This is a genomic window from Calothrix sp. PCC 7507, assembly GCF_000316575.1.
Taxonomy (GTDB): domain Bacteria; phylum Cyanobacteriota; class Cyanobacteriia; order Cyanobacteriales; family Nostocaceae; genus Fortiea.
In genome coordinates this window covers 190,060-203,172 of record NC_019682.1, presented here as the reverse complement: position 1 = coordinate 203,172, position 13,113 = coordinate 190,060, and the positions used below count along the sequence as shown (strand labels likewise).

The 13,113-nt window shown below is 43.1% G+C and carries 15 protein-coding genes and 1 pseudogene; 8 read left to right on the top strand and 8 right to left on the bottom strand.

The window, feature by feature from the left end; genetic code table 11:
- Positions 1–2: 2 nt before the first annotated feature.
- The 4 genes from CAL7507_RS01015 to CAL7507_RS01000 form a co-directional block, all read right to left on the bottom strand.
- Positions 3–884, bottom strand: a complete 882-nt coding sequence (locus tag CAL7507_RS01015) for an FHA domain-containing protein (RefSeq protein ID WP_015126549.1) — start codon at positions 882–884, stop codon at positions 3–5.
- A 196-nt stretch (positions 885–1,080) separates the two neighbouring features.
- Positions 1,081–1,797, bottom strand: coding sequence for a 6-phosphogluconolactonase (pgl, locus tag CAL7507_RS01010; protein ID WP_015126548.1), 717 nt, complete (start codon positions 1,795–1,797; stop codon positions 1,081–1,083).
- Positions 1,798–2,100: 303 nt separating this feature from the next.
- Positions 2,101–2,844, bottom strand: coding sequence for a ribonuclease PH (gene rph, locus CAL7507_RS01005; protein ID WP_015126547.1), 744 nt, complete (start codon positions 2,842–2,844; stop codon positions 2,101–2,103).
- A 108-nt stretch (positions 2,845–2,952) separates the two neighbouring features.
- A complete protein-coding gene (locus tag CAL7507_RS01000; RefSeq protein ID WP_015126546.1) occupies positions 2,953–3,558 on the bottom strand; it encodes a nucleoside monophosphate kinase in 606 nt (201 codons plus the stop codon).
- Positions 3,559–3,911: 353 nt separating this feature from the next.
- Here CAL7507_RS01000 and CAL7507_RS00995 point away from each other — a divergent pair, with 353 nt between their 5' ends.
- The 3 genes from CAL7507_RS00995 to CAL7507_RS30385 all read left to right on the top strand — a co-directional run bounded on the left by CAL7507_RS00995 (position 3,912) and on the right by CAL7507_RS30385 (position 5,375).
- Positions 3,912–4,448: a P-loop NTPase family protein gene (locus CAL7507_RS00995; protein WP_015126545.1), complete on the top strand. Its 537-nt coding sequence runs from the start codon at positions 3,912–3,914 to the stop codon at positions 4,446–4,448.
- Positions 4,449–4,533: 85 nt separating this feature from the next.
- Entirely contained in the window at positions 4,534–5,103 is a 570-nt protein-coding gene (gene dcd, locus CAL7507_RS00990; RefSeq protein WP_042341697.1) for a dCTP deaminase, read from the top strand.
- A 74-nt stretch (positions 5,104–5,177) separates the two neighbouring features.
- Positions 5,178–5,375 (top strand): AraC family transcriptional regulator, encoded by a 198-nt coding sequence (locus tag CAL7507_RS30385; RefSeq protein WP_160166299.1) that lies wholly within the window; start codon positions 5,178–5,180, stop codon positions 5,373–5,375.
- 185 nt (positions 5,376–5,560) lie between these two features.
- Here the strand turns inward: CAL7507_RS30385 and CAL7507_RS33600 are convergent.
- Positions 5,561–5,719: pseudogene (locus CAL7507_RS33600) on the bottom strand (Uma2 family endonuclease); the annotation flags it as partial.
- Positions 5,720–5,877: 158 nt separating this feature from the next.
- Here CAL7507_RS33600 and CAL7507_RS00980 point away from each other — a divergent pair.
- The 3 genes from CAL7507_RS00980 (at position 5,878) to CAL7507_RS00970 (ending at position 10,787) form a co-directional block, all read left to right on the top strand.
- On the top strand, positions 5,878–6,876 hold the full coding sequence (locus tag CAL7507_RS00980; RefSeq protein WP_015126542.1) for an AraC family transcriptional regulator: 999 nt from the start codon (positions 5,878–5,880) through the stop codon (positions 6,874–6,876).
- Positions 6,877–7,057: 181 nt separating this feature from the next.
- Positions 7,058–8,026: a helix-turn-helix transcriptional regulator gene (locus tag CAL7507_RS00975; RefSeq protein WP_236556845.1), complete on the top strand. Its 969-nt coding sequence runs from the start codon at positions 7,058–7,060 to the stop codon at positions 8,024–8,026.
- Between the two features lie 127 nt (positions 8,027–8,153).
- The gene (locus CAL7507_RS00970; protein ID WP_042341136.1) at positions 8,154–10,787 is read left to right on the top strand and encodes a TonB-dependent siderophore receptor; all 2,634 of its coding nucleotides are present in this window, start codon (positions 8,154–8,156) and stop codon (positions 10,785–10,787) included.
- A gap of 59 nt (positions 10,788–10,846) precedes the next feature.
- On the opposite strand, the gene CAL7507_RS00965 is transcribed toward CAL7507_RS00970, so the two are convergent.
- The 3 genes from CAL7507_RS00965 to CAL7507_RS00955 all read right to left on the bottom strand — a co-directional run bounded on the left by CAL7507_RS00965 (position 10,847) and on the right by CAL7507_RS00955 (position 11,697).
- Positions 10,847–11,053, bottom strand: coding sequence for a hypothetical protein (locus tag CAL7507_RS00965; protein ID WP_015126539.1), 207 nt, complete (start codon positions 11,051–11,053; stop codon positions 10,847–10,849).
- Positions 11,054–11,064: 11 nt separating this feature from the next.
- The gene (locus CAL7507_RS30380; RefSeq protein ID WP_015126538.1) at positions 11,065–11,391 is read right to left on the bottom strand and encodes a hypothetical protein; all 327 of its coding nucleotides are present in this window, start codon (positions 11,389–11,391) and stop codon (positions 11,065–11,067) included.
- Between the two features lie 78 nt (positions 11,392–11,469).
- Positions 11,470–11,697 (bottom strand): type II toxin-antitoxin system Phd/YefM family antitoxin, encoded by a 228-nt coding sequence (locus tag CAL7507_RS00955; RefSeq protein ID WP_015126537.1) that lies wholly within the window; start codon positions 11,695–11,697, stop codon positions 11,470–11,472.
- Positions 11,698–11,843: 146 nt separating this feature from the next.
- Between CAL7507_RS00955 and CAL7507_RS00950 the strand changes: the two genes are divergently transcribed.
- Both CAL7507_RS00950 and CAL7507_RS00945 read left to right on the top strand, forming a co-directional pair.
- The gene (locus tag CAL7507_RS00950) at positions 11,844–12,404 is read left to right on the top strand and encodes a hypothetical protein (RefSeq protein ID WP_015126536.1); all 561 of its coding nucleotides are present in this window, start codon (positions 11,844–11,846) and stop codon (positions 12,402–12,404) included.
- Positions 12,404–13,108, top strand: coding sequence for an O-methyltransferase (locus tag CAL7507_RS00945; protein ID WP_015126535.1), 705 nt, complete (start codon positions 12,404–12,406; stop codon positions 13,106–13,108). Before CAL7507_RS00950 ends, CAL7507_RS00945 begins: the two co-directional genes overlap by 1 nt.
- Positions 13,109–13,113: the final 5 nt, after the last annotated feature.

The window sequence follows — 13,113 nt, the reverse complement described above, 5'->3', positions numbered from 1 at the left end:
TTTTAAGAGAGTTGAAAGATGAATGTCACCATGTCTCCTTTACCCAAGCTGATGCGATCGCCTGGTCGTAGGCGGTGACGATTCCCTGGTAAAAGCGGCAAATTGTTAATGTAAGTACCATTAGAACTGCCAACATCTTCTATGTAGTGAGCGTCTCCCTCAACGCGAATATCTGCATGAATCCGTGAGACAATTTCCGAACTGGGAAACCCGGAAACATCTACATCTGGGGGAATACGGTCATTAGGCTTGCCAATATGAATTACAGATAGAGTTTGCGGTAATTCAATCTCCTGATCGCTTTGCACATGGAATAGTCGTGCTGTCACCTGCTGCAATTGTGTCCTAGAAGCACTGATCGTAGGTGGTACTGTAGGTGATGCTTCAGGTTCGGGCGCTGCGGCTACTGGTTCAGGTTCAGGTGCTGCGGCTACTGGTTCAGGTTCAGGTGCTGCGGCTACTGGTTCAGGTTCAGGTGCTGCGGCTACTGGTTCAGGTTCAGGTACTGCTTCGGGAGGTGGAGTAGGAATTTCTTGCTCAGACACGACTGGTGGTGCTTCTGAGGGAACCGGTACTGCCATCGCTGTAGGTGGTAAAGGTGAAACAGCAGGATCTGGTTGTACTGGTTCTAAAAGTGGGTCAGGAGCAACTAGTGGCGGTACTTCTAACTGGACATTGGGAGCGACGGTTTGTGCTACTACTGTTGCAGCTACAGGTACGTTGGTCTGTAGGTTATAGCCACACTGACCACAGAAAGCAGCATCTGCTTGCACAGTAGCCCCACAGCTAGGGCAATTACTAGTCGCTGGTAAAGGTGTGTAGCACGCTTCGCATTGGACAGCGCCGTCTGGGTTAGGATGATTGCAATTAGGACAGACGATCATCGATTTAAGCCTTTGTTCAAGATCATCATACAAATGTTGTTGGCAAGCAGAGGAGGGACTCTAGCTGTCAAAATTTCACAGTTATCAGTTACCAATTTAATCACTGGGATAATGTTCTGCCCACGTATTAGTGGAATGCATTGGTACACTTTCGTACCACACCATACACCCTTGCTGACTTTTCACTGTTTACTGTTCACTGATTTCCACCTGCAGCTGCATCTAGCAACCACCAAAGTTCTCCTTGGGGTTGGATGAAGCGGGATGGGTAGGTAAAATCATCAGCTACGGGTGCAAAAACTTGAGCTAACGCTGGTCGTTTGTTAGTACCTGCAACGATAAAAATCACGCTGCGAGCTGAGTTGATGAATGGGTAAGTAAAGGTGATGCGGATGCTGCTGTCTTTGTTGCCCACAGTGATCAGGCGATCGCGTACTTTTAACGCTTCTGTGTGCGGAAACAAAGAGGCAGTGTGAGCATCATCACCCATTCCTAGCAAAACTACATCTAAAGATGGTAATTCTCCGGATGCTGAATGAAAAAATTCTTGCAGATGCCGTTCATACTTAGTAGCTGCTAGGGCTGGATCTGCTTCGTCGGTTTGTATGGCGTGAATGTTCGCTGGAGGGATATTAACGCGATCCAACCAAGCGCGACGCGCCATCAGTTCATTGCTATCAGGATGATCGGATGGGACATAACGTTCATCTCCCCAGAATACATGAATTTTATCCCAAGGCAGATTTTGATTAGCGATCGCTTCATACAACGGCTTAGGTGTACTGCCTCCAGATAAGGCGATGGTAAACCGTCCCCGCTGCTGAATGGCAGTATCTATCTTCGACAGAATCAACTCTAGCGCCCGCGCCACCAGCGCTGACTGATCCGGTAAAACTTCAACCGTTCTGTTCATGGCTTCATCATCCGATTGCCGACTTCCAGCAATACAATACCGAACTTATGGCAGTTCTCCGTTTTAACTTTTGAAACTTTTAACATATATGGGGATTGGGGATTGGGGATTGGGGATTGGGGATTGGGGATTGGGGATTGGGGACTGGGGATTGGGGATTGGGGATTGGGGATTGGTTATTATTTATCTCCGTCTCCTGTCTCCTGTCTCCCATCTCCTGTCTCCCGTCTCCCATCTCCCGTCTCCCATCTCCTGTCTCCCGTCTCCCGTCTCCCGTCTCCCATCTCCCTACCCCCTCCCCCTTCAATCCCCCACAAACACCAAATCCCAGTCAGTAATGGCTTCTCGCTGGGCGATTAACAATTGCTGAATTCCTTTTTCTGCAAAATCTAGCAACTGATTCAACTGGTGACGGTTAAAGCTGCCTTCTTCGGCTGTTCCTTGGACTTCAATAATCCCCAGGTGTTGGTTCATGACTACGTTAAAATCGACTGTGGCGGCTACGTCTTCGATATAATTCAGATCCAAAAATGGCTCTCCCTGTAATAATCCTACGGAAACTGCGGCTACTTGTTCCTTGAGAGGCGATCGCTCTATGACTCCCTGGTGCAATAATTGCGAGATTGCATTAGCCAACGCCACAAAAGAGCCTGTAATCGCTGTTGTTCTTGTTCCTGCATCTGCTTGCAATACATCGGCATCCACAGTTAAAGTGCGTTCTCCCAAAATATTAAAATCTATTGCTGCCCGTAAGCTGCGTCCAATCAAACGTTGGATTTCTTGCGTTCGTCCAGACAATTTTAATAATTCTCGCTCATGCCTTTGTTGTGTAGCACTAGGTAGCATTCGATATTCAGCAGTTAACCAACCTTTGCCAGTTCCTGCTAGAAACTTCGGCACCCCCTCAGCAACGCTGACGGTGCAAATTACTTGAGTATCACCGCATTTTGCTAACACAGAGCCGGGGGCAAAACGAGTAAAGCCGGTGTGAAAGCTCAAGGGACGGAGTTCGTAGGGTTGTCGGCCGTCTGGACGCTGCCAAACCATTGGAGTTGCCTCAAAATTTTCATATAGAATACTGCTTTAAGGGTACCTTTTTGTCAGTTATCAGTTATCAGTTGTCATTGGTGAACACCGACTCCCTATTGCCCATATCTAAGTAACTGAAAGCAAATTCAGAATGTTTTGCTGTACTACTTCGCGTAATTGGTCGCCGTTGATTGTCAGTAGGCGGCGACGACGATCATAATATTCTAGGATGGGTACAGTGCGATCGTAGAATAACTCTATCCGGCGCTGGACAATTTCTGGTTGCTCATCTGGAAGCGATCGCCCTAAACACCGATTAACCATAACTGCTTCTGGGACTTGTAAATAAATTGCCCAGTCTAACTTTTGCCCTAAATAATCTAGTAAAAAATCCAGTTCCTCGGCTTGGAAGGCAGTGCGGGGATACCCTTCTAACAACCAACCACTGTTGACATCAATCTGTTTAAGCTGTGTCCGGATCAAGTCAATCATCATATTGTCCGGGACTAACTCGCCTTTTTCTACATACGGTTGTGCGTAGCGACCGAGATGATTAAGGCTAGAAATGTCTCCTAGAGAACTCTCTTCCCCTAAAGAAAATGGCTTCTCTCCAGACATTGCTTGCCGTAAAATCTCACCTGTAGAAATATGAAGAATGTCAAAATGTCTACAAAGCCTTTGTCCTTGAGTGCTTTTCCCCGATCCTGAACCTCCCAGAATCACCAATCTCACAACTATTTGCTCCTCATCCTGTCAAATTCACAACCTGATAACTCTGTTTTGCCCAAACAGACAAGAAATCTAACATTTGGCAATTTTTAGCCATTAACCTCAGATTTTTTCATGATTTTTAACTGCTATTTGCGTGTTCTCATTTTTACGAAGAGTTTTATTCATAAGCCGCAAATGTCAACCCTTCGACTCCGCTCAGGGTTGACTTCAACATGAACGTAGTGATTGACTGAAGATTGCAGCTTGCTAATATACTACATTTGTAAAAAACATGTTGATTAGATAGTTAGATGAGCGATCGCTCATCTCTGTAAAAACTCTCCAATAAATTGTATTCTTTTAAACTTTATCCTATGGTTGCCCAATTAGACACCACCAGTGTAAATTCTACCCTTAGCCTACTATCTCCAGTAGAAGGATTAGTGCAAGTTTTCACTAGCTCTCATCGCAATTTTTTTACTAGCGTCATGGCGCAATCACTGAGAATCGCCGGTCAGGGCACGCCTGTATTAATAGTACAGTTCCTCAAAGGCGGTATTCGTCAAGGACAAGAAAAACCCATTCAGTTGGGACAAAATTTAGATTGGATTCGCTGTGATTTGCCGCGCTGTATCGATACACCACAACTCGACGACACAGAAAATCAAGCCTTACAAAAGCTGTGGCAACATACACAACAGGTAGTATGTGAGGGTAAGTATTCTCTCGTAGTGTTAGATGAGTTAAGTTTAGCTATTAACTTTGGTTTAATCCCAGAAACTGAAGTGTTAGCATTTCTCGCAAAACGCCCTTCTCATATCGATATCATTCTCACCGGGCCAGAAATGCCAAAATCTCTACTAGATGTAGCAGATCAAATTACAGAAATCCGTCGTACTCACCGACCGTAAAGAATGTACCACTTCACGATATCCTAGTAATTCTGTTTGAATTAGCTGTGAACTTGTGATTAAAAACGATATCTGGATTACGGAAATGGCACAAAAGGGCATGATTTCCCCCTTTGAGCCAAGCTTAATCCGAAAAGTGCAACATAACCCAGATGTAAAAGCTCAACCTGTAATCAGCTACGGTTTATCTTCATATGGCTATGATATCCGCCTATCGAGCGCTGAATTTCGCATTTTTCGCCACATTCCCGGAACTGTAGTTGATCCGAAAAACTTTAATCCTCAGAATTTAGAAGCAACACAGCTACACACAGATATTGATGGTAGTTATTTTATCTTGCCTGCTCATTCCTATGGATTGGGAGTGGCGCTAGAAAAGTTAGAGGTTCCAGACTACATAACGGTAATCTGTATCGGTAAATCTACTTACGCAAGATGTGGCATAATAGCAAATCTAACACCAGCAGAGGCTGCATGGCGAGGTCATCTTACCTTAGAATTTTCCAATTCTTCTAGTGCTGATTGTCGCATCTATGCTAATGAAGGTGTGGTGCAGTTGCTATTTTTAGCAGGCGAACCCTGCGCCATCAGTTACGAAGCGCGTCAGGGTAAATATCAGGATCAAGCTGAGATAGTGACGTTGGCTAAAGTTTAAGTGTGTAATTCGGCGATCGCCAGACTAATTTAATGGGATAATTTCTTATTAAGTAGCAATTTACGCGATCTGGATTGACGGTATTTGGTTATCTCCACGGTTATTCTATGGAGCAAGCATGGCAAATGCTGCAAACGGGGACATGGAAAGTCACAGAAGTTGCCAACATGGTCGGTTACAATGATTTGACTGCTTTTGGCAGAGCCTTTCGCAAAAAGTTTGGCATCCGTCCACGGGATTGTCTGAAAAATTTTCTGTTTAAGCCGAGATAACAGGCAAGAGGCTTGATTGTGTCAACGATCGCCTACCACTATCTGCTTCACAAACTGCTGATGTTCAGGTGAATTTAATCCCAACTGCAACACCTCTAACACCCGCACCATTTGCTGATTTAACAATGCTTCTACAGCCAACCATAACCCCGGAAATATTTGCGAGCGAATAATCCCATCTTCATTAGCGGAGATGCTACGTAAACGATTCCTTCAATCAATTCTGCTTTTTTTATATGGGGTGCGATCGCATACCGTCGTTCAAATTCAGGGCGAGTTAAGCGATCGCCATTCTCCAAAGGTGGCAATTCCTGAGCTGGCGGGCGGGGCTGATGAGTCGTCATGGCAAGCTTCTCATTCTTTTGGTTCCATCTTAGAACATCGGTATTAGCTTCAGTGGCTATCTACGTCCACCCGAAGCTGGAACAGATAAAATCTAATCAACAAAATTTAATGAGATAATTTCTTAATTAAGGTTAAGTTTTCATCTCAAGCGATCGCTATGACAATCACCCTTTCCCAACAAGCCTTTGATGAACTGTTTCAGGAGACGGTGGCACCTGATCAACATCCAGATCCAGATGATGTGTTGGATGTGGTGTACAAATACCCGCGACGCCTAGGACAAGGTTACTGGCGGAGAATTGAGTTGCGCCAGGGGTTGGAGTTGATTATTGGCAATTTGCAAATGCGCGATCGCATGATTATTCTCCAACCAGAACAAGAACATGATTGGTTAGAGTATCACTTTCATTTTTCTGGAGAACATCACGATCAATACAGAAACGTTGGCGCAGGTGAATACAGTTTCGTAGGGAGTGGACTAGATCCCAAGCAAACAAGTTATTGTGCCGATAAAAACTCCTTTCTGGAGGTGAATATCCTGATGCAGCCTGAATCACTATATTCTTTTGCTGCCAATCAACAAGGACAATTACCCCCAATTTTACAACCGTGGATTCGGCAACCTCATCAAACATATTACTGCCGTTGTGGAACTGCAACACCTGCAATGCGGACTGTGGCACGGCAAATTATCCAGTGTCCTTACCAGGGAATCGCCAAGCGACTGTATTTGGAAGGTAAAGCTTTAGAGTTGATGGGAATGTTGGTTGCACAGGAGACGGAAATCAAAAATGCTAATAACCACCTGCACACTTTGAAGCCGGATGTAGTAGCAAGAATCTACCATGCTAGAGATATTTTGCTGAAACGATTGAATAATCCGCCTTCGTTTATGGAATTGTCAAGGGCAGTAGGTTTAAATGATTATCTACTCAAACAGGGGTTTCGTCAGGTATTTGGCACAACGGCTTTTAACTATTTACATCACCATCGCTTAGAACAAGCGCGTCAACTCCTAGATACTGGAGATTTGAAAGTGTCAGAAATTGCTAATATTGTCGGATTTGTCAGTCACAGTTATTTCACCGCAGCCTTTAGGAAAAAATTCGGTTTTTGTCCCAAGCAATATCAGATACAGCAGAAAAAATCTATCTAGTACAGGTTAGCGTAAATCAACAATCCATTACGAAACGTTGAAAAGCTAGCTATACAAATTTCTTTGTTTCAGATTTCTCCTGACGGAGACGCTATGCGTAGCTTGCTTCCCCGCAGGGGTAAAGCCTTGTTGTACTAGGTAGTAATAATTTTTATCATTTTTGTTAGCTATGACAATTACTATGACGGAAAAAGAATGCAATGAACTGTGGGCAGAAGCAGAACAGAATCGGCAGCAAAATTCAGAATCGGATGATTTTCTTTATCAAGTACCTCAGCATATTGGCGCAGGTTATGTAGAAAAAATGGAAATTTATCCACATCTTTGGCTGTCAATTTTTGACTATCAATACCACGATCGCACTCTGTTTAAAACCCCTGATCATCATCATCTCCTACAATTTTGCGTTTTCCTTTCAGGTGTCACAACAAATGAACATGGAGGAAAGATTGATCAAAAACATACGTTGATTTCGGGTAGTGGTATTCAACGAGGAATGATATTAGAGTCCCAAAAGTCACAGAGATTTGTGGGTGTAGATATCAATATGCCAGCAGAGTTATTAAAAACTTTTTTCCCAACAAAAGATGGCGAAATGATCTCAGAGTTGGGCTTTCTGGCAAAGGATAATGATTGGCAGTCAGTACTTTATCCTCAAATCACACCCACAGTTAAAGGGGTAGTAGAGCAGATGATTAACTGTTCCTACACAGGCGTAATGAAGCGGATGTTTTTGCAGGTAAAAACCCTGGAAATAATCGCGTTGCAGTTAGCTCCAATAATTACAGATCAAGATGAACCGCAACCACGATTTAGAGCCGGAACTGTCGAGCGGATATATCAAGCAAGAGAAATTTTACTCACCTGTATAGACAATCCACCAACATTATTAGAATTAGCACAACAGGTGGGAGTAAGCGATCGCACTCTCCAACGTGGTTTTCAGCGACTCTTCGGTACTACCGTATTTGGTTACTTAACAGATAAACGGATGGAGCAAGCAGCACAGTGGCTCAGAGAAGGAAATCGCACGGTGCTAGAAGTAGCAATTATGACTGGTTACTCTAATCCCACACACTTTAGTGTTGCTTTTAAACGCAAGTTTGGCATCTCTCCCAGTCAGTGTTTTTTAGGGAAAAAGTCCGTTTGACGATGATTAGTTCTGTATTGGGGTAGACGCAACTCATTCAATTCCTCTAATCTACATTTTAATTTATTCAGATAAATTCTCAATAAAGAGGGTTTTTCTTACTGGAGTGTGGGGAATTATTGTGAGGATGCAACGGTTGTCGTCTAACATTTGGCTGTGGTTGGTGATGAGTTTTCTGCCCTTGTTGATGGCACAATCTGCACGGGCAGAAGTGAACCAGAAAGAGCAAACAATAATTACAAAAATTAAGCGCCTCAGCGAACGGGAACAACCAGCCACAAACATTAGCGGGTTGTTTGCTCAATCTTCAACACCTTCATTAGAAATCATTCCAGTCACGGGAGTGAAGGCAAATCCGACGGAAAAAGGTGTAGAGATAATTCTCCAAACTAGCAAAGGGGAACAGTTACAAATCACTAACAGCAGTACTAGTAATAATTTTATTGCTGATATTACCAACGCTCAATTGCGTTTACCTAATGGCGATGGTTTTACCTTCCGTTCAGAGAAACCAACTGTGGGAATTACTGAGATAACTGTAACCAACTTTGATGCAAAAACAATTCGAGTCACAGTTATAGGCGAAAAAAGTTTACCAGTAGTCGAGTTATTTGATGGTGATGAAGGTTTGATTTTTGGTGTCGCATCTACAGAAACCGCAACTAAGCCACCAGAAACACCGCAAACGGAAGCAAAACCAGCCACTGAAACACCACAGCAGGATAACCCGATTGAGTTGGTGGTGACAGGGGAGCAAGATGGCTATCGCGTACCAAATAGTTCTACAGCCACAGGAACGGATACGCCTATTTTGGAAACTCCATTTTCAGTGCAGGTGATTCCGCAAGAAATTATTCGAGATCAGCAGATTACACAAGTCAAAGATGCGCTCAGTAATATTAGTGGCGTTACCTATGGAGGTGATGTACAAGGAAGAAGCGGCAATACTTTTAGTATTCGCGGATTTACAGGCGCTCCAGTGTTGTTGGATGGATTTAGAAGATTTGGCTCCTCTGGAGAAGGGAGTTCACAGCCAAATTTTGAAGTTGCCAATTTGGAGCAAATTGAAGTCCTCAAAGGGCCAGCCTCAATTTTGTATGGGGCGATTGAGCCTGGTGGATTGATTAATTTGGTGTCAAAGAAGCCCAAAGCAGAGCCATTTTATGAAACAGAACTTCAAGTAGGTAGTCGTGGATTTGTTCGACCCCGATTTGATATTTCTGGTCCTTTAACCGATGATGGCAAGGTGCTTTATCGCTTGAACGGTTTGTTCCAGAACTTTAACAGTTTTCAGAACTATGAGCAGCCCGATCAAAGATACTTTATTGCACCTACCATTGCATGGAAAATTAACGATCGCACCGATCTGAATATTTCACTTGAATATGCAAATAGCACCCGTCCCGCTATCTTTGGGATTCCGGCGGTTGGGAAGGGAGTCGCCGATGTACCACGCGATCGCATTATCACTGAACCAAGTGATACAGTTACGAACATAACCACCAATATCGGCTACACCCTTGAACATCGCTTTGATGCGAATTGGAAGCTGCGTAACGCTTTCCGCTATACATCTTATGAATACGATTTTGGAGTGGTGGCACTGCCATTGTTTTTTGACGAAGCAACAAGCACTGTAGGTCGTTTTCTTGCTTCTCAAGAATCTCAGAATAAAGACTATACCTTCCAAACAAATGTGACTGGCAAGTTTGCCACAGGTGATATCAAGCATACACTTCTTGCTGGTATAGACTACGTTTACAGAGATAGCCGCATTTTCTCAGCAGTTGATTTTACTTTCAGACCCCTAAATTTATTTAATCCCACTTACGGATTGGTAAAGCCCAGTGAAGATACATTATTAGGCTTTGGTGGTAGCACTACAACTGGTAATAGCTGGGGCTTCTATTTGCAAGATCAGATTTCCATTCTCAAGAATTTACAACTACTTGCAGGTATCCGTTACGATACACTTTCTCTAAATACTGTAAATATACCAGGTTCATCAACCCTAGCTGGTGAAAGTGCTACTAATGCGACAGCCTTTACGCCTCGGTTTGGATTGCTGTACCAATTGAGCGATCGCCTTTCGCTTTATGGCAGTTACTCCCAATCCTTTGCGCCAAACACCGCAACAACAGTCACAGGGGAGGTATTGCCACCGCAACGGGGCAAAGGATATGAATTCGGTATTAAATCAGAGTTTTTAAATGGCAAGCTGTTTGCCACTCTCGCCTACTTTGATGTCACCAAACAAAATATTGCCGTTACCGATCCTAACTTTCCGCTCTTTTCCATCGCTTCTGGCGAACAACGCAGCCGTGGGTTCGAGTTTGATTTGTCGGGGGAAATTCTGCCGGGATGGAAGATTATTGCTTCCTATGCCAATATCAACGGTGAAGTGACTGCTGATACCAATGGGGCCAATATTGGTAACAAATTGTTTGGGCTTCCTGAAAATAGTGCCAGCCTTTGGACTACCTACGAAATTCAGCAAGGAGATTTGCAAGGATTAGGTTTGGGACTAGGCTTTAATTATGTTGGCGATCGCCAAGGAGATTTAGAGAATAGTTTTTCTCTTGGTAGTTATTTTACTACTAACGCGGCAATTTTCTATAAACGCGACAAATGGCGGATTGGGCTAAATTTCAGAAATATAGGTGATGTCAAATATATCGAAAGTGCTTTTGGTGGGAGAGGTGCAAGTAACAACTTTGGCGATCCATTTACTGTAATTGGTTCTATTTCTGTGCAGTTTTGATTGATCAATTGCAAATTACTTGAACTGAGTAGAGAGAAAATGCACTATGACAAGCGCGATCAAAAAACCTTAGCTACAGGTACATCCAATGCTTTTTGCAATTCCTGCAACAAAGACTCTAAAAACAGCAGATCGTTCGTCAAATCTGATATCTCATCATCAGAGATTCCTTCCCCCGTTTCAGTATCCAATTGGTTCTGATACGCTGCAATCCGAAACTCTAAAGCTTCCACCATAAACCGCATCGCCTTTGGAGATAAATTCATGATGATTTCCCTCAACTTACTTTATAAAATTGCTCACCAACTGACTTTAATGCCCTCTGATAATCAACTAGCGGCATGGAATAGTTTGGCTCCCATAGCCAATGATTGCCATAATCATTTATAACTCGAAGCTCATTGGGAATCTCACAACCTTGATCCAGTTTCCACCAGTTTTTGCCACTCCCACGTATAGAAAAGGTTGAAATGCCTCCTGAATTTGCTGACACCCAATCTCCACCACTATCCTCATATATGTCAATATCTTTGGTTCGGATATTTTCCAATCTGGCAGAAATAGCATTTCCCATACGGTATAAATCTACTGGTGTTTTCCTCACATAACTTTATCCATATTAAACTCAAGTTCTCAATATTCTGAACATACCAAATAAACGCATGGGTATCAAGTAAAAATCTCATTCCATATACTCTCTAAATTCTTCTAGTGGTTCATCAAAATCATCTGACATCCAGATTAATCCTTTAGCACTACCAGCCTTAGCTGGACGACGTTTTGGCACGTCAATGGGCATAAGTTTAATGGCAGGGCGATCGCCATTAAGCAAAATTACTTCTTCACCATTGATAGCAGCTTCAACTAAATCACTCAGGTTAGCAGCAGCTTCGGCTATAGAGACTTGCATAGTTTTGGCTCAGATTACATTACACCTTAATCTTAGGCGATTCCAGGGCGTAGAGCTTCTCTACGAGACGCTATGCGAACGCGATCGCACCTTTGCTGTAGAAACCCAAAAACAACTAACAACACAACAGGAGTCTCAATCGTTCGATGAAAAACCTTTCCATCATTATCGGCATTTTTAGCTGTTTGATCGCTCCCCTTGCTGTTCAAGCAGAGCCACAGATTGTCTCTCCAAATGCCTACAAAGTTCCTTTTTTAGGACTTGATGGCACTTTTTTGATTAATCAAGATCACAAAGCCTCTGTGAACGATCCACGCAATCCCAAACGTTTAGAAATCAGCAAAATGGAGAAGTTTAGCTTCTATGCAGATGATGAAGGGAAGCAGGCGATCGCCAAAAACTGCACTTATATTTACATGGGTGCGGCCAAAGATCCTAAATTTTATGCTCTCTTCAAATCTGCAATCTGGGATCAATTTGAACTAGCCAAAGAAGAGAAAGCCGATCCTGGATGCGATCGCTTTAAACATATCACCGTTGTCGTACCTCATGGCGATCCTGCCCACATGCACTTTCGTTATGGCGATCAAAAATCAGATTTCACCACGATTCTGAATATGAGTAACACTCCCGAAGATAAAAAGACATTCTCACCTTGGTTTGCAACTTACTGTAACAATGGTAAAAATCGTTGTGGAGAGGGCTGATGCATCAATCACCTAAGCATAGTCCCATTAGCGATCGCCAAATCGAAACTGTTTTAAATCGACTACACAAAGAAGCAAATAAGCAAGTTGGCTCCTTGATTCTTCATTATCTACCGCAACTACCCAGATTGTTCTTGGGAAAGGGTATTCAGTGGGATCAAACCAAAACAGATTTCTATCGTGACAAATATATTCCCATTGAACCAGATCAGGGAGAATTTATGTATTTGCTGGCGCGATCGCTCAATGCCAAAACAATTGTCGAATATGGCACTTCATTTGGTATTTCCACCATTTATCTAGCAGCAGCAGTCAGAGATAACGGTGGTGGCATCGTCATCGGCACTGAAATTGTACCTGAGAAAGTAGTGCAGGCTAGAAAAAATATTGCTGAAGCCGGACTAGAAACCTATGTGGAAATCCGTGAAGGAAATGCCTTAGAAACGCTCAAGAATCTCAATCAACCCATTGATATGGTTTTAATCGATGGTTGGGCAAACCTAGCTCTCGATATCATCACAATACTCAATCCACTAATCCGCATCGGTGGAATTATAGTTTCTGATAATGTCAACACCTTTAAGGGAAAACTAAAACCCTATGTTGATTTTTTACAAAATCCTGATAACGGATATTGCTCCTCTACAATTAATTTGAAAGGTGGAACAGAACTTTCAGTCAAAGTTAACAATATTTATACCTAAGTAAA